We start from the raw sequence: 17,451 nt of genomic DNA on the forward strand, positions 1-17,451 counted from the left end.
CTCACTAAAAAGCCACCTCCATATCTATTAATTGGCTGCTTAGTGCTGATAAAATACTGCTCCTTGTGATTAGTCCAATTAATTGATTTTGCTTGTTTACAACTGGAACATAACCAATTCGATGTTTATTCATCGTTGCTAATACAGAAATTAAATTCGCATCATCTGAAACAGAAAGAACGTTTTTCTCCATTAGCGCTTCAACTGAAAGATTTCGGTTTTGCAGTTGAATTCCTTTTAATGTGACTAACCCAAGTAAAAAGTTATTTTTGTCCGTCACCATCAAACTATCAACCTTATTTTCTTTCATTATTTCAATCGCCTGAAGAACATTGCGCTTTGCCGTGATTTTTACTGGGTTTTGAATCATGAAGTCTACAGCAGTCAATAATTCCGGATTGTTCCAGATTCTTCTTTTCCCAATAAAATCAGCAACAAATTCATTTGCAGGATTTTTGAGTATATTTTCAGGAGAATCATATTGGAGAATATCGCCATCTTTTATAATGCAAATCTTATCTGCGATCTTTATCGCTTCATCCATATCATGGGTAACAAAAATGATGGTTTTGTTTAGTTCCTTTTGCATGGTGAAAAGTTCATCTTGAAGTGTTGTCCTGGTCACGGGGTCTAACGCGCTGAAAGGTTCATCCATTAATATAATCTCCGAGTCTGTTGAGAAGGCTCTGGCAACCCCTACGCGCTGCTGTTGACCGCCGGACAGCTCCTGAGGATATCTATTCAGATATTCTTTTGGATCCAGACCTACCATCTGAAGTAACTTTCTGGTTTTTTTATCAATGTCTCCCGGGTCTTCGCCTTTAAGTTTCGGAATTAACTCGACATTTTCTTTAATCGTCATATGTGGAAATAAACCGGTATTTTGAATCACATAACCGATATTTCTGCGCAGTTCTATCGGATTCATCGCGGAAATATCGCTGCCGTTAACATAAATATGTCCGGATGTGGGTTGGATTAGTTTATTGATCATTTTTAACAAAGTGGTTTTACCACAGCCGCTGGGACCAATAAACACAACAAGTTCGCCCGCATCAATTTTTAAAGAAAAATGATTTATAATCGTTTTGGTGCGGTACTTCTTAACAATATTTTTAAATTCGATCATTCAATGTCCTCCTTCGAAAAAAGTAACAACCTGATTATAACATAAAAGTTGCTTGTTGTCGATTATGCTGGCAATAAATTGTAAGCCTTATTCTATTAAAATCACTAATTATTAGGTAAACTTGAATAGAGATGGTGGATGAGTAAATGTTCATGCTGCCTCTCATAAGGAATCCGGGGTAGGAAAGATGTTTAAATAAACCTAGACGTAGAGAATATTTATGCAAGAATTGCGCTCTTGTTTTTGTATAAGGATCGTGCTGAACATCCAAACTATAGTTTGGAAATACAATAGAATGGTGGTAGCTTATGGTTAAACTTTTTACAGATAATGATTTAGATGGGCTTGGTTGTGGGGTAATTGCCAAAATTGCCTTCGGAGAACAAGCTAAGGTCTCCTATTGTTCCTATCGGAATTTGAATCAAAGAGTAGAACGATTTATTGCCAATTCCGAAAATGATAGGGAAGAAACATACATAACAGATTTAGCCGTAAATGTGGAAATAGAGAAGAAACTCGCTCAACGAATGGTCCAAACCTTTGTCAAGCAATATTGTGTGGGAATCGTTCATGCAGAACAGTACTTATCAGAACTTGGCAATGCATTAAATAATTTGAATCCGCATTTGGATATGATTGCCCTGATAAATGTAGGCAGTAAAAAAATTGGCTTTCGAACGATTCATGATGAGGTAAATGTCGCGGAGTTTGCGAAAACTTATGGAGGGGGCGGACACCCAAAAGCTTCCGGTGCAGATTTGACAAGCACAGCGTTTGCAACCTTTGTTTTAAATGTATTCGAACTGCCGCCGCTTAAATCAGATGCAGACAGGAATGAATTTAATGTGAAGGAGTCGCCCTACGTTGTAAGCTATCGAAATCACATAGACGAAATATCCTATATTATTCGGCAGACTGACAAGAAGTTTACAATTGTTCATAATGGAAAAAAGTTAACTTAAGATTTTTCATCCTTTCCCGCGGCTGAACGATATATAAAAAGAAATTATTCATCCTGGCTTCGTCACGATCATGATTTTCTCGGAGAGCTTGCCGGCCTGTTCAACATTTCCGTGGAGGAATTAAAGGAAAATTATCCAGCGGTTATTGGCGGGCGTTTGCATGAAATAATGGGCGTTTAACAGTCTTTTTACAGATGCATAATATTCTGCGAATTTCGCTTTATCGATTTTCGGGATTTTTCTGTTTAGGTATGGTAATATTATGTTAAGATCTTCCAACAATTTAAGGATTATCATTTTATCCTTTCGGGGTATACGATAAGCTTTGGCTTTTTGCCAGCTGGAAAAAGCCAGAGGTTTTGTGTACATTTGGAAGGTTCATTTTTTTATTTAAGGAGGAATTTATCATGAAAAAATTAATGAAGTTTTGCAGAAGGTTCGATCCTAGTCAGGAGGCTATCTACTATGAACCATAGTACACTTCAGAACAAGGATTTTTTTAGTGAACAATTAGCTTATATTGAGGAGAATATAAAAGACTTAACAAATCTTTATATTTCTTCCACCCCAATTCAGGAACGATTAAAACACTTTTTCAATTTGTATGTTTTGGAAGTAGAGGAATTATTAAATCAAAATCGTAAGAATGCGGTTATTTCATTCTTTTCGAAAGTATATATTGGAACCAAGGTTACGGTTCAATATGATGATGAAGATGATTTCGAGGAGTATGTCATTTGTTTTCCGGAGCAGTCGGACCCGGATCGTGGCTTTATTTCCTTTTTATCCCCGGTTGGCAGACAGCTACTGCTTAAAGAAATGGGGGAAAAGATTTCATTGAAGGTGCCAACCGGTAAACTCCAAGTGACCATCAAGGAGATTTCCTATGTGGGGAATTTATTTGAAATGAAGCGAAGGACCAAAGAAGCATAATTATTGTAAACGTTTTTATTTTTTGTTAACATGACCGAACAGTTTACTTTCTCTGGTCGGTCATGTTAATTAGCTGCTGGAAAAGAAGTTATGTTAAAATCCGAATAATGAGCTAACAAAATTTTTCTTTTTTCTTTTTACTTTCCCTTCATCCAGGACGTACGGCTTTTCAGCAGAGGGCACAGGTTTAAGAGCATTTAATTCCTCCTGCAGCAATTCGCATTTTTGGTTGAGTGCTATTATTTGATTTTGCAACTCTTCAATTTCCCTTCGATGCTGAAGTAATTGATAAGAGGCAACGGAATCTGCTTTTGCCTGCAGATTTATTTCAATTTCTTTAACCTTTGATAATAAATATTCGACGGTTTGATCATTTCCAACGGACCTTATCGCTCCTTTTCGCGGGCTTTTCTTTGCGGTTACGGGCGCAATATCCGCGAGAATCGCTCCATTTTGTAGTTGTTCCTGAATATTTTGTAATAATTGAATATCTTCCTCTTTAAAATAATAATGTCCCCGGTCATTTCGTCCCATCGGGAGTTCCAACTGCTTGACCCAGCGCTGTACCGTGCTTACAGATACCCCTAATAATTTTGCCACTTCCGCAGTATTCATAACATATCCCTCCAAATATAAATTAAACAATAGACATGGATGGTAACTAGGTTAAAAATGAATTATTTATTTTCAATCAAGAAGAGGGCAGCAGCTCAGTTATGACCAGAATTTCCACCACTTTTTTTCCTTGGCTGCAGCAACATCCCTGAAATTTGCTAACATTTGCAGAAAGGCTGCTTCTCTTTGTCTTATTTCATGGAGGTATTGCTGCCTCTCTTCAGCAAAGAATTCCCGGTCAAGGGAAATAGCTTCTGTTAGATTGGTTAATTCATCATTTGTATCATTGATGAAATGGGAAATAGCATTTGTCGAATCTGTCAATTGCTTTGTAAGAGTAAAAATGTCATCGGATGTTTCGATTGCACTGCTCTTGATGTTATTAGCAAGATATTGGAGCTTGTCGGCAGTTTGATCAGCATTCTTTTCAACTGCCTTGGAAAGATGTTCAATCTCAGCTTGAGTTTTGGCGGATGATTTGTAAATCGCATCCGAAATCGACTTTACGGTTGTCAGCGTTCCTTTTGAGATTTCCTTTTTGACCTCTTCAATCATGTCTTTACGGACAGCATGACAAATTTCCTCTTTTACTTCCTGAATAAAATGATTCTTGTAAGTATCGATCGCCTCAAAAAAGAGATGGGCCTGTTCATTTCCTTCTTTACTAACGGGTGAAGCGGAGATTGGTTCATCAATCACTTCTAAAGAAGTCCCGACTTTTACAGTCTCATCTACGTTTTCTTCCTGAACTGACTTTCTCTGCAACTGAAGCCGTATTGTTTCTTTGCTCAATTTTTGGTCGTACAATTCCTTGGCGTTAATGAGCAGATCAATTTCTGTATCTGTATAAATTCGTGCACCTTGCTTTGTGCGGGGAATCTCTATGACTTCCTTCAACTCTTTCTCCCATTGCCGAATAATCCCTGGAGCAATATTTATTTTTTTAGCCACTTCCTTTAAAGTATAGGTCTTCATCAAAATCCATCCCTTTCTATATCTATCTAGGAAATATTTTGTCTATGACTATGTAATTCACCAATCGGTATATGATTTTCCTGCTGCTTGACAAAAGCTCTCAAAACAAGACTTGAAGTAAGAAATCACAACAATATTTTGCAAATTTACTGCCTGTTACAAAATATTTGAAAAATATGCTTGAGTATTGTAGAAAAGAGGTTTTTGAATGGTGGCGAAATATAATGATTATCTGGCGACAAATTAATTATTGCGTCCAAACAATTATTTGGGTGCCTATATATTTTGATCAGTAACAAATTTTGAAATCCTTTTTTACCTCCAAATAGGTTGTTGCATATATTGGTAAGCAGGATCAGAAAGATGGAGGTGGAAAAAGATGATTACGGCAAATCTTGGCAGTAAAACCTATCGGATTCCAACTAACCTTGAGCAATATTTTCACACGTTTCGTTCGCAAACAATTGGGATGGATCAGGAATTTGCTTCCCCTTATGGAAAAAAGAAAATCATTTATGCGGACTGGACAGCAAGCGGGCGTCTTTACCGCCCTATTGAGGAGCGTATTTCCGAAGTGTTTGGACCGTATATGGCGAATACACATACGGAATCAAATATAACCAGTTTAATGATGACGGGAGTATATAAGCATTCAAAGGAAATGATTAAAGAACATGTTAATGCTGATCCCTATGACGTAGTCATTCTTGATGGTTTTGGGATGACTTCCGTTATTAACAAATTTCAACGGATCTTGGGAATTAAAGCGCCGGAAGGCTTGAAAGCCAGGATGGGGCTTCCTGTAAATGAAAGACCAATTGTTTTTCTGACACATATGGAGCATCATTCCAACCAAACATCTTGGCTGGAAACGCTGGCTGATGTGGAAATAATAAAAGCTGATGAAAATGGCGGTGTGGATATTGGTCACTTAAAACAGTTATTACTTCGTTATCATAATCGAAAAATGAAAATTGGTTCCTTTACGGCTTGTTCCAATGTAACCGGCATTCAAACTCCTTATCACAAGCTGGCGAAAATCATGCATCAGTATGGCGGACTTTGTTTTATCGATTTTGCTGCCTCAGCACCATATATCAAAGTGAATATGCATCCGCAAGACCCAATGGAAAAGCTCGATGCGATTTTTTTCTCGCCGCATAAGTTTTTAGGGGGACCGGGAACAAGCGGGGTATTAGTGTTCGATTCCAGATTATATGTGAATAAGGTTCCAGATCATCCTGGAGGGGGAACGGTCGCATGGACAAATCCATGGGGAGAGCATCAATACTATGAGGATATTGAACTTCGTGAGGACGGCGGCACTCCAGGGATTCTGCAGGCGATCCGTATCGCCCTTTGTCTAAAGCTAAAGGAGCAGATGGGGATTGACAATATCCTAGCAAGGGAAAAGGAGCAGTTAGCGCTTTTATTGCCAATGCTGGCAGAAATTTCGGGACTCCGCATCCTAGAAGGACAGGTAAAAAGCAGGTTGGGGATTGTTTCCTTTACGATTGACAATATCCATTATAACCTGATTGTCCGGCTGCTTAATGACCGCTATGGTATTCAAGTCAGGGGCGGTTGTTCATGCGCCGGAACATATGGCCATTATTTATTTAACATTGATAAGAATATGTCTAAACAAATTACTGATAAAATCAACCAAGGCGACCTGTCAACAAAACCGGGCTGGGTCCGTTATTCTCTTCATCCGATTATGACAAATGAGGAGATTTTAGTGTTTACCCGGGCTGTGAAAGAAATTGCTCTTAATATCGATGAATGGAAAAAGGATTATAAATATGATCCAGCCAGTAATGATTATTTTTATATTCATTTTAAAAGAGAAGATTTGACTCCCTTATTTAGGATGGAATCCTAACGAATACCATTGGGTGGGGTGCCTTGCTGAGGGGAAGGCAAAGGATGCAGGGTAAAGCCTGCCCTTTGTCAAAAGTTAAGTGAACCTTCGGCATAAAAGGGCATATTCTAATGAAAAAGGTGTGACCCTTTATGATTCATGTCGTTAAACCTGGAGAAACACTTTCTTCCATCTCCGCTGATTATCGGGTTAGTCTTACCAGTCTACATGCTGCCAATCCAGGAATTGGTCATCTTCACGTCGGTCAACGAATTCGGATACCTGGACTCCCGGAGCCAAGTACGATTCCCTATACGATTCAAGTTTCAGTTAGCAAAAGAAGATTATCCCTTTTCCATAATGGAAGACTAATGCGAATTTTTCCGATTGCTGTCGGAAAGATGCTGACAAGAACGCCTCCGGGAGAATTTGTTATCGTCAATCGACAAATAAACCCTGGTGGACCGTATGGGGTCATGTGGCTTACACTATCCAAACATGGCTATGGCATTCATGGGACAAACGATCCCGGTTCAATTGGAAAAGCAGTATCCCATGGCTGCATCCGCATGTATAACCGGGATGTCCTGCAACTAGCCGAAATCGTACCCAATGGTGCACAAGTGATCATAAAGCCGTGAAACAGGAAAAAGGGAAGACAAATCTGTTGAATCTGTCTTCCCAGGCTTACTATTCCGCTTTCGCAGCCTGAATTTGCAAGTTGATTTTAACTTTATCACCGACAAGAACGCCGCCAGTTTCAAGCGCCGCATTCCATACAAGACCGTAGTCTGAACGGTTGATCGAACCTTCTGCACTGAAACCAGCCTTTTCATTTCCCCATGGATCTTTTCCTGACCCTTCAAAGGTAACCGTAAATGTTTCTTGTTTCGTTACGCCGCGAAGGGTTAAGTCACCCGTTACGTTATATTCACCTTCGTCAGTTTTCACGATATTTGTTGCCTTAAACGTCATTGTTGGATGATTTTCAACATCGAAGAAATCGGCAGAAACCAAGTGTGCGTCACGCTCTTTATTACGTGTATCAACACTGGCAGTTTCCACTGTGAATTCAATTTCTGCAGTAGTTAAATCGGTTGGATCTGCCGCGATTTCAGCCGAAAAATTTTGAAATGTTCCTTTCACGTTGGCAATCATCATGTGACGAACTGAAAAATCGACGCTGCTGTGAGCAGGATCAAGAGTCCATTTTTGTTTTGTCATTTTTCTTCTCCTCCTAAAAATTACTTTGAAATTATTTATCTTGAATTTGAAATAACTTAATTCAAAGTAAATTATAAAAAAGAATTTTATAAATGTCAATTATTTTTCACATTTTTTTAATACGGATGATTATTTTTTCAGGAATGTAGGAATATAACCTTCATTTTAAAAGGGATGGGGAATGGAAGAGAAGAAAAAACGTATAATAAAAACGCCTAAGTGGCGTTCATTTTTTTGCAACCAAATCCTTGAAAATGACAAAGAAGCATGTTAAAATGACATTTGGTATAAATGATAATGTTATAATTGAATATATAAATATCCAATAATAACATTATCATATTTTATTGAGGATGTCAACAGAATGAACGAATAATTTATTATGGGAGTGGTGGCATGAGTGAATGGCAAAGCAAGGACTGGCAAATGGAGCAAAAAAGAGTCCATTCAGTAGTAAGTGAAATAGACAATAAGATAAATCGACTTAAAAAGAATACCGGCAGTATAACTTTAGATGTTCTTGAGCTGCGAAAAACCTTTTGGGAGGATGTAACCGTCAATTTGGATGAACCGGATGATATGATTGAAACGGCTGCCAGCATTAAACAGCAGGCAGAACTTCTTTCAGAACGTGAACGGACCCACAGACAATTGGACCAACAGCTCAAAACCCTTGTAAGGTTAAAGTATTCACCCTATTTCGGACGGATTGATTTTTTGGAAGAGGGTGAAAAAGCAGTGGATACCGTTTACCTGGGGATTGCCTCATTAATGGATCAGCAGGATGAAAATTTTTTGATTTATGATTGGCGCGCCCCGATTTCGAGCCTCTATTATGACTATCCGCCAGGACCTGCCCAATATCAGACGCCCGCGGGTGTGATTCAGGGTGAGATGAAACGGAAGCGTCAATTTATCATTAGGGCTGCAGAAATCAAGGGAATGTTTGATACAGGCGTGACCATCGGTGATGAAATGCTTCAGGAGGTGCTTGGGGCTGGTGCCAGCACTCAAATGAAAAGTATTGTTGCCACGATTCAACGGGAACAAAACGCAATCATCCGCAATGAAAAAAGTAAATATCTGATTGTGCAGGGAGTAGCCGGCAGCGGTAAAACTTCTGCGGCACTGCAGCGTGTGGCTTTTTTGTTGTATCGTTACCGGGGAACAATCAGTTCAGAAAATATCATGCTATTTTCACCCAATCCTCTGTTTAATAGTTATGTGGCTACTGTTCTTCCGGAGCTTGGCGAGGAAAATATGCAGCAAGCGACCTTTCAGGAATACTTGTATCAAAGGATTGGGAAAAATTTTGCTGTCGAAGATCCATTTACGCAAATGGAATATTTATTAAATCAAGAGGAAGATCCAGATTATTGGATAAGGCTTGAAGGGATTCGCTTTAAAGCAAGTCTTCAATTTAAAGATATAATAGACCAATATACCAGGAATTTATCAGCTGACGGACTAATTTTTCGTGATTTAACGTTTAGAGGGGAGACATTCATCTCGGGACGGGACATTCATCAATATTTCTATTCATTAGATCAAAGTATCAGCATTCCCAATCGGATCCAGCTTGTTAAAGAATGGCTATTGCGAGAACTTAAAAGTGCGATGAAACGGGAGCGGACCAGAAGCTGGGTTGAGGAAGAAATTCAATTTTTAGATAAAGCGGACTATGTGGAAGCCTTTAAGCAGCTTCAGAAAAAGCAAAGGTTTTCTGAGGCGACATTTGATGATTTTGAACGCGAACAAAGACTGCTTTCGGAAATGGTCGTGAAGCAAAGGTTCAAACCGTTATTTTCAAGGGTGAAGAATTTAAAATTCATTGATATGCCACAAATTTATCTGCAATTATTTAACGGGGATTATGCTGCTAACGAGCTTCCACCCAAATGGCCGCAAATAAGCAGATTGACAGCCAAGCAAATAAACGATAGGGTAATGCCTTATGAGGATGCTGTGCCATATGCTTACTTGCAGGATTTAATTGAAGGCAGGAAGGCTAGTACCGCAATTCGTCATATTTTTATTGATGAAGCCCAGGATTATTCACCGTTTCAGTTTGCTTTTATTCACAGACTGTTCCCATATAGTAAAATGACACTGCTGGGTGACTATAATCAAGCGATTTTTTCCGGAGTTACCGAGGCGGAAACGGTTATAAATGGATTTGCAACCGCTGAAGATGATCTTGCGACCTTTTATTTAACAAAAACGTACCGTTCCACCAAGGAGATTGTTGAATTTACCAAGGCATTAATCCCAGAAGGAGATAAAATTGAACCCTTTAACCGTTCAGGTAAGAAGCCTGTGGTCACGTTGACTGACAGAGTGCGATTACATGACAGTATCATTGAAAGAATAAACGAGTTGCAAGCTGAAGGCTATCAAACGATTGCAATTATCTGCAGAACATCTGAAGAAAGTAAACAAGCTTTCAAGGCCTTGAGGAAAGAAGTCCAGCTTCATTTAATTGAAAAAGGGACGCTTACCTATGAGAAAGGAGTCAATGTTATTCCTTCTTATCTAGCCAAAGGAATTGAATTTGATGCTGTGATTCTCTATGATATTTCCCAATACAAGAGAGAACGAGAACGGAAATTATTTTATACCGTCTGTACCAGGGCCATGCACGAGCTGCATTTAATGGCTGCCTCAGGCATAAATGCACTAATGAACAACATACCGCAGGAAACCTATAGAATTGAGAAAAAAATTTAGCATAAAACAAGAAAGCTGTATGTTGGATATTGCGGCATACAGCTTTCTTTACCAATACGTTATTTTTTCCATTGTTTCTCCACTTGTTCAAAAGCAAGTCGCATAATTTCCTCATCTGATGTGTTTCGGTCAGCAATAACATTAGTTAAATAACTTCTTCCTTCGAAAGTAATCGCTACTTCAATTTGCATCATAATTTAATCACCTTTCTTTATAAATTTAGTTTTATTAAATAAATAAATGAGAAAATACTCCAAAATATGTCCATTCTATTTGGAAATTTACCGCTGAAAAGTTTTTGAAAACAGAGAGTATGAACCGATGTTTAAAGAAGTTTTAAAAAGAGGGTTTTTATATTGTAACAAAACAACATCCAAAATAGAAGAAAAATGCTTTAGGAAACAACGATAGGGAAAGAAAAAACTTCCAATTGGGAAGCCTTTAAACTTCAACAATCATAAATTCCTCGGCAAACAGCCGTACTTGATTTTTATCTATTTTATTCTTTTTTACCATCGATTCTGCCATAACTACATGGGCTGAAAGAGAATGATTTCGTTTTAAATCACGAATTGACAGATCGCCATTAAGTAATTGAATCGCTTGTTCTTTGATTTCTTGACTTCTCGCCGATTTGTAAAGAAAATAGGCTATACAAGTAACTTTATCCACATTACCACTCCTTTTGAATCTTTGAATCATGGATCCGATTATCCTTATAATTCGTTTTTAATCTACTAGTTTCCTGCTTTTTTCTGAAAATTTAATAAAAACACATAAATATCCGGAATTCCTTTGGATATTGCTTATTTAATGCGACTTTTATATAATATTGGAGGAATAACAGGCAATTGGTAATGGCGATGATTACCTTTCGTTCCGTGGGGATGGGAGGTTTTTTGTTTACACTCGTCGTTGGAGTTGATACATAAGTTTAGGAGGAAACTCAAATGAAACAGACCTTAGTGAAGGATTTGTACAGAAACACTGAAAACTATATTGACCAACAGGTACGAATTTCAGGTTGGATCCGCACGATCCGCGATTCCAAGACTTTTGGATTTATCGAGATAAATGATGGTAGCTTTTTTAAAGGTGTTCAAATTGTTTTTGATGACAGCTTGGAAAATTACAAGGAAATTGCGAAGCTGCCGATCAGTTCATCGCTTAAGGTGGAAGGAGATTTTATTTATACTCCGCAAGCTAAGCAGCCATTTGAAATTAAGGCAACCAATATTGAGATTGCAGGAACCTCAAATGTCGATTACCCGCTGCAAAAGAAAAGACATACGTTTGAGTATTTAAGAACGATTGCTCATTTAAGGCCAAGAACCAATACGTTTGCTGCTGTTTTTCGCGTCAGATCGCTTGCAGCTTATGCGATTCATAGATTTTTTCAGGAAAATGGATTTGTTTATGTCCATTCGCCCATTATCACAGGCAGTGATACCGAGGGTGCGGGTGAAATGTTTAGAGTGACTACTCTGGATATGGATAACCTGCCGAAAAATGAACAGGGTCAAACGGATAATACCCAGGATTTCTTTGGCAAAGAAACCAATTTAACTGTCAGTGGACAACTTTCTGCAGAGGCTTTTGCTTTGGCATTCCGCAATGTCTATACATTTGGACCGACCTTTAGGGCGGAAAATTCCAATACAGCGAGACATGCTGCTGAATTCTGGATGATTGAGCCCGAAGTAGCGTTTGCGGAACTGCCTGACATTATGGACCTGGCTGAAGAGATGGTGAAATATGTCATCGGTTATGTGTTGGAGAATGCTCCGGAGGAAATGACCTTCTTTAACAGCTTTGTTGAAAAAGGGTTGTTGGATCGTCTGCAAAACGCTCACAACGCCCAATTTGCGCGGGTAACCTATACAGAAGCAATTGAACTGTTAAAACAATCAGGGGAAAATTTTGCTTATCCGGTCGAATGGGGCTTAGATCTGCAAACTGAACATGAGCGCTATTTATGTGAAAAAGTGTTTAAGAAACCGGTGTTTGTAACAGATTATCCAAAAGAAATTAAGGCATTTTATATGCGATTAAATGAAGATCATAAAACCGTTGCTGCAACAGATTTGCTTGTTCCGGGAATCGGTGAATTAATTGGCGGCAGTCAGCGTGAAGAACGTGAAGATGTACTTGCCGCAAAAATTAAGGAACTTAACATGAATGAAGACGATTATTGGTGGTATTTGGAATTAAGAAAATATGGAGGCACGAAGCACTCGGGCTATGGCCTCGGCTTCGAACGGCTGATTATGTATTTAACAGGTATGACCAATATTAGAGATGTCATCCCATTCCCAAGAACACCAGGTAATGCAGAATTTTAACATTGAAAAAACAGACTTGTAAGGGGTCTGTTTTTTTCTTTTCTATAAAAAACAACACGCAGTGAAAGCGTGTTGTTTTAAGATCTTATACTTCAAGATCACATTTCTCTAACGGAATAAGCTTTGTTTTCTTAATAAATTTATAGCCAAGCCAAAGTGCCAGAAATAGCGGTAAACCAATATAGGAAACTAAAACACCATTCCAATCGATATGGTTTCCAAGGAAGGCTGAGTAGTTTTGCCCCAAGATAACGAAGGCACATACAGCAAAAGCGAAAAGGGGTCCAAATGGGAATAGTTTCGTTTTATAAGGTAACAAGCTTAAGTCTTTACCTTGTGCAATGAATGCTCTCCGGAAACGGTAATGGCAAATCGCAATCCCTAACCATGCAATAAATCCTGACATCCCTGAAGCGTTTAACAGCCATACATATACTGTTCCATCACCGAAGAAAGAAGCAAGAAAGGCGAGAGTTCCCACTAAAGTGGTCACGATTAAAGCATTTACCGGTACGCCATTTTTATTTAATTTTGCCAGGAATTTTGGTGCTTTACCATCGCGGGCTAAATCCCAAAGCATCCGGGTTGAAGCGTACATCCCAGAGTTACCTGCAGACAATACCGCCGTAAGGATAACGGCATTCATGACTGAAGCGGCGAAAGCAATCCCTGCTTTTTGAAAAACAAGGGTAAACGGACTTACGGATACATCGCCGTTAAGTAAACTTTTATTTGTATAGGGAATGAGTAATCCAATAACTAAAATTGCTAACACATAGAATAGGAGGATCCGCCAAAATACTGATTTAACGGCCCGCGGTATCGATTTGGCTGGATCGTCTGTTTCTCCGGCAGCGACTCCTAACAGTTCTGTACCTTGGAAGGAAAACCCAGCTGCCATGAAGATCCCCAGCATCGCCATAAAGCCGCCGTGGAATGGGGCATCACCAATGGTAAGGTTTTTAAAGCCGACAGCTTCACCACCCATAATCCCAAAAATCATTAACGTTCCTGTAACAATAAAAATAATGACTGTAACTACTTTTATGAGTGAAAACCAATATTCTGCTTCACCAAATCCTTTAACAGACAGGTAATTTAATAAGAACATCAGCACTAAAAAAATACTGCTCCATAATAATGATGGTGTATGAGGGAACCAAAACTTCATAATCATCGTCACGGCAGAAAGTTCAGCGGCAATCGTAATTGCCCAGTTATACCAATAATTCCATCCTAGAGCAAAGCCGAGAGATGGGTCAACAAACTTTGTAGCATAGGTACTGAAGCTGCCGGCAACCGGCATATAGGCAGCCATTTCGGCTAAGCCTTGCATTAAAAAGTAAACCATGATCCCAATAACGATGTACGAAAGAATTGCACCACCAGGCCCTGCGGTATGAATTGCACCGCCGCTGGCAAGAAATAGCCCGGTGCCAATCGTTCCGCCTAGCGAAATCATCGTAAGATGCCGGGATTTTAAGCTTCGTTTCAGTTCGCTTGTCTCCACGTTGTTGGCTTCTGCATAAGCTTCATTTTCTAGTGCGTTTGCACTTTGCATAATTAGGACTCCTTTTTTAATAGAATGGGAAGGAGGTTGGAATAAAAAATGCCACCGAAGCAGATACAGGTGGCAAGTGTCTATACCCCGCATCATACCTTCCGAAAGATAGCTCAACACGTTTGGATAGGTGGTCCGCACGTGACAGTTCTGTTCCTTTTCGGAGACAGCCCCAGCATACTGTTCCAGAGAAAAAAGTACACTTCGGCAGTTTTTCCTTTCAAATGGAGTCGCCAATGTCTCTGCATCTCGTCCATCCTACTAATAAAAACCGCGACCTCTACCCCATCGGTTGATGAGGATTTAATATATAAAGTTAATATACTTATATAGTATAAATTTTATTTATTGAATGTCAAATGGAAACTAAATATGGTTTGAGTCAAGTATTTGTGGGCAGTTTTTTTATCCCCACAGGAGTGAAAGCGGATTCACTTATTTAGAGTGCTCTCTTGATAGAAAATTTGTCTTTTTTAAAAACCGGCCAACTCTTTTAATGCTTTGTACACTGGAATATTCGCCTTGCCTTTTAGGTAAAGGATATTATCCCTTGTAGCTTCACCAATCGTGCTTTTCACCTTTTCCACATAATGTCTCGGGGGGTTCTTTTCTTCCTTGGTTTCTGTCCATCTTTCCACTCGCCCGAATAGTGTTCTCAAAGCTAAATTATCGAGGAATGCCACCAATCCGGTGATCATGGCACTTACGCCTTTTTCCACCCAACTACGCCCATTTTTGAGCCTTTTTGCGAAGACTCTCATTGTTCCCTCTGCACTTCCCATTGGTCTCATTCCAGATGTCTCAACCCCCTGCTCTTTAAGCCATTCTCGATAATCCCTGAGGGCTTCAGGGTACTTTTCGAGCTGACGAAGCAACTGGTCCAGCCGTTCTTCTTGTTCCCTCGTTTCAAGAGTTCCGACGGCATTATTTAATTCTGTAAGTAGTTTCTGACTGTCATAGGACGCGAGAGCCTTTTGCATTTGGCGATAGCGAGGGTGTTTACGGAACAGGCTGCGAATATCTCGTGCCACGTGAAATCGGTCAATCGAAAAGAAAGCCCTGTCCTTAAAATGCTCACGGCAGGCTGTGATCCAACTAGCACCATCACCGTTTATCACCAGTTTGTGGACAGTGGGGTCATACTCGAAATTCTCGATGAGAAAGTCCTCAAACGCCTCCCAAAAGGGCTGTTTCCCACGGTGAATAAAATGCCGTTTATCTTTTAGACTTACCCGTTTTCCGTTAATTTCCCAGCCTTGATGAACCGCTGCTATTTTTTCTTCCTTTCCTCTTTTTCCTTTTCCCTGACGTTTCACATATATACCGTCCACCTCTACAAATAACACTGAGCGGTGTATAGGCTGACGCTCTTTTGGAATACTGGCAACCTGTAACAGATGTTGACGTATAGCTTCGTGACTGATCACACGGTAGCCTAAAAGTGTTTCAAGCGATTCTGCGGCCTTTCGGTAAGAAGGCCCTGTAATGGCAAGCTCTAGAGCGGCTTCCTCAATAAGGGGACTGAAGGTACCTGCCCCTTCAAATTCCAAATAACGATCAAGGAGATAGACATATTCATTTTTCTCTCTATCACGGTAATAGTTCCGTTCAATCGTGATTTCCCCAAAAAGGCTGTCTAACGTGGTGGTACGCTTATCGAGTAGACGATAACGCTTTTTATTACGCTCTTCGGCAATCTGTTGGTCCATGTCCTCTAAAAGAGTCTTCATAACCCCTGAGAAGGTTTCCTGTAATTGCCTCCAAACTAATTGTTCAATCTGTTTTAAATTGGGATATATTGTGCTATTCTTTTGCATGAGGGCTTCCTCCTTTGGATTGGGTTTGGTCGACTATGATTCTACCAAGGAGTAGCCCTCTTTTTCATGTATTTAGCTTAGAACACTACCGCGCTTTCGCTTGGTGGCCCCTTCATTTGGTGAGCGATCTGACAATCCCTCACCAAATGAAGGGGTTAAATTTTGCCCACATTAATTTTACTCATACCTAAATATGTATTTTTATACTATTGCGAAAAAGTATTATCAAAAGTATTATCATATGATTCGAAAAAAAGGTATTATTAGAAATATTATAAATATGCTATGCTTATAATAAAAATTTTTTAGGAAGGAGATAGTATGCGCCCCATTCTCATCGGCATCTTAGCTGCATTCTTTTTTGCTTTTACGTTCATTTTAAATAGGGCAATGGATCAAGGGGGCGGCAGTTGGATCTGGAGTGCTTCCCTCAGATATTTCTTTATGCTGCCATTTCTTTTCAGCATCGTTATTGGACGAAAAAATTTACAACCATTATTGGTTGACTTAAAACAGCGGCCTGGGGCTTGGCTTTTATGGAGTACGGTGGGCTTTGGGCTTTTTTATGCGCCGCTTTGTTTTTCGGCTGCCTATGCACCTGGCTGGCTGATTGCCGCAACCTGGCAAGTGACGATTATCTCTGGTTCACTGCTCGCACCCTTATTCTCCGAAACGGTCATGACAGAGACTGGACCCAAACAAATAAAGGGAAAAATTCCTTTTAAAGGTTTAACGATGTCGCTGCTCATTTTAATTGGTATCATTTTAATGCAGTTACAGCAGGCCGCCGCACTTTCGCCAGTGGCCATTATGTTAGGAATTTTGCCAGTAGTTGCTGCCTCATTTGCCTACCCGCTGGGAAATCGTAAAATGATGGAGGTATGCAGCGGCCGTTTAGATGTATTCCAGCGGGTATTAGGAATGACTTTAGCAAGTTTACCATTTTGGCTTATTTTATCGATTTATGGCTATGTAACCGTTGGTTTGCCTAGTATGGGCCAGACGATTCAGTCCAGCATAGTGGCTATTTCATCGGGAGTCATTGCGACAATATTATTTTTCCAGGCTACCGATCTAGTTAGGGGAAACATGCAGAAACTGGCAGCGGTTGAAGCAACGCAGTCGATGGAAGTTTTGTTTGCTTTATTAGGGGAATTATGGCTGTTAGACTCAGCTTTTCCCACCCCTTTATCATGGCTGGGGGTCATTTTGGTCATGGGCGGCATGATTTTACATAGTTATATTTCAAACAAAAAAGAAGCCGGAGTCAGTAGTAAGGTAAGTGCGTAAATAATTTTAAAA

The 17,451-nt window shown here is 39.6% G+C and carries 15 protein-coding genes and 1 riboswitch; of the genes, 7 read left to right on the forward strand and 8 right to left on the reverse strand.

Annotation, left to right across the window (positions count from 1 at the left end; all coding sequences use genetic code 11):
• Positions 1-4: 4 nt before the first annotated feature.
• A complete protein-coding gene (locus tag RCG24_RS03935) occupies positions 5-1,129 on the reverse strand; it encodes an ABC transporter ATP-binding protein (RefSeq protein WP_202655211.1) in 1,125 nt (374 codons plus the stop codon).
• Between the two features lie 308 nt (positions 1,130-1,437).
• On the opposite strand from RCG24_RS03935, the gene RCG24_RS03940 reads away from it, so the two are divergent.
• Positions 1,438-2,091 (forward strand): DHHA1 domain-containing protein, encoded by a 654-nt coding sequence (locus RCG24_RS03940; RefSeq protein WP_235888181.1) that lies wholly within the window; start codon positions 1,438-1,440, stop codon positions 2,089-2,091.
• 465 nt (positions 2,092-2,556) lie between these two features.
• A complete protein-coding gene (locus RCG24_RS03945; protein WP_202655212.1) occupies positions 2,557-3,024 on the forward strand; it encodes a GreA/GreB family elongation factor in 468 nt (155 codons plus the stop codon).
• 93 nt (positions 3,025-3,117) lie between these two features.
• Here RCG24_RS03945 and RCG24_RS03950 read toward each other — a convergent pair whose 3' ends face one another.
• The gene (locus tag RCG24_RS03950; protein WP_308078342.1) at positions 3,118-3,669 is read right to left on the reverse strand and encodes a MerR family transcriptional regulator; all 552 of its coding nucleotides are present in this window, start codon (positions 3,667-3,669) and stop codon (positions 3,118-3,120) included.
• A gap of 69 nt (positions 3,670-3,738) precedes the next feature.
• Entirely contained in the window at positions 3,739-4,614 is an 876-nt protein-coding gene (locus RCG24_RS03955; protein WP_308078343.1) for a MerR family transcriptional regulator, read from the reverse strand.
• A gap of 379 nt (positions 4,615-4,993) precedes the next feature.
• Between RCG24_RS03955 and RCG24_RS03960 the strand changes: the two genes are divergently transcribed.
• Together RCG24_RS03960 and RCG24_RS03965 are read left to right on the forward strand one after the other, a co-directional pair.
• The gene (locus tag RCG24_RS03960) at positions 4,994-6,499 is read left to right on the forward strand and encodes an aminotransferase class V-fold PLP-dependent enzyme (RefSeq protein ID WP_308078344.1); all 1,506 of its coding nucleotides are present in this window, start codon (positions 4,994-4,996) and stop codon (positions 6,497-6,499) included.
• Positions 6,500-6,630: 131 nt separating this feature from the next.
• Positions 6,631-7,119 (forward strand): L,D-transpeptidase family protein, encoded by a 489-nt coding sequence (locus RCG24_RS03965; RefSeq protein ID WP_308078345.1) that lies wholly within the window; start codon positions 6,631-6,633, stop codon positions 7,117-7,119.
• A 49-nt stretch (positions 7,120-7,168) separates the two neighbouring features.
• On the opposite strand, the gene RCG24_RS03970 is transcribed toward RCG24_RS03965, so the two are convergent.
• Positions 7,169-7,702: a YceI family protein gene (locus RCG24_RS03970; RefSeq protein WP_308078346.1), complete on the reverse strand. Its 534-nt coding sequence runs from the start codon at positions 7,700-7,702 to the stop codon at positions 7,169-7,171.
• Positions 7,703-8,098: 396 nt separating this feature from the next.
• Here RCG24_RS03970 and helD point away from each other — a divergent pair, with 396 nt between their 5' ends.
• Positions 8,099-10,429: an RNA polymerase recycling motor HelD gene (gene helD, locus RCG24_RS03975; RefSeq protein WP_308078347.1), complete on the forward strand. Its 2,331-nt coding sequence runs from the start codon at positions 8,099-8,101 to the stop codon at positions 10,427-10,429.
• A gap of 59 nt (positions 10,430-10,488) precedes the next feature.
• On the opposite strand, the gene RCG24_RS03980 is transcribed toward helD, so the two are convergent.
• Together RCG24_RS03980 and RCG24_RS03985 are read right to left on the reverse strand one after the other, a co-directional pair.
• Positions 10,489-10,623, reverse strand: coding sequence for a BA3454 family stress response protein (locus RCG24_RS03980; RefSeq protein WP_202655219.1), 135 nt, complete (start codon positions 10,621-10,623; stop codon positions 10,489-10,491).
• A gap of 247 nt (positions 10,624-10,870) precedes the next feature.
• The gene (locus RCG24_RS03985; protein ID WP_202655220.1) at positions 10,871-11,101 is read right to left on the reverse strand and encodes a hypothetical protein; all 231 of its coding nucleotides are present in this window, start codon (positions 11,099-11,101) and stop codon (positions 10,871-10,873) included.
• Positions 11,102-11,379: 278 nt separating this feature from the next.
• Here RCG24_RS03985 and asnS point away from each other — a divergent pair, with 278 nt between their 5' ends.
• A complete protein-coding gene (asnS, locus tag RCG24_RS03990) occupies positions 11,380-12,771 on the forward strand; it encodes an asparagine--tRNA ligase (RefSeq protein WP_202655221.1) in 1,392 nt (463 codons plus the stop codon).
• 85 nt (positions 12,772-12,856) lie between these two features.
• On the opposite strand, the gene RCG24_RS03995 is transcribed toward asnS, so the two are convergent.
• Positions 12,857-14,332 carry an amino acid permease gene (locus tag RCG24_RS03995; RefSeq protein ID WP_308078348.1) on the reverse strand — a complete coding sequence of 492 codons (1,476 nt, stop codon included), beginning with the start codon at positions 14,330-14,332 and terminating at the stop codon, positions 12,857-12,859.
• A 101-nt stretch (positions 14,333-14,433) separates the two neighbouring features.
• Positions 14,434-14,623, reverse strand: a riboswitch (Lysine riboswitch).
• Positions 14,624-14,805: 182 nt separating this feature from the next.
• Positions 14,806-16,149 carry an ISLre2 family transposase gene (locus RCG24_RS04000; protein WP_308077453.1) on the reverse strand — a complete coding sequence of 448 codons (1,344 nt, stop codon included), beginning with the start codon at positions 16,147-16,149 and terminating at the stop codon, positions 14,806-14,808.
• A gap of 321 nt (positions 16,150-16,470) precedes the next feature.
• Between RCG24_RS04000 and RCG24_RS04005 the strand changes: the two genes are divergently transcribed.
• Positions 16,471-17,439 (forward strand): DMT family transporter, encoded by a 969-nt coding sequence (locus tag RCG24_RS04005; protein ID WP_308078349.1) that lies wholly within the window; start codon positions 16,471-16,473, stop codon positions 17,437-17,439.
• Positions 17,440-17,451: the final 12 nt, after the last annotated feature.

The sequence above is a fragment of the Neobacillus sp. OS1-32 genome (assembly GCF_030915425.1).
GTDB classification, from domain to species: Bacteria; Bacillota; Bacilli; order Bacillales; family Cytobacillaceae; genus Neobacillus; species Neobacillus paridis.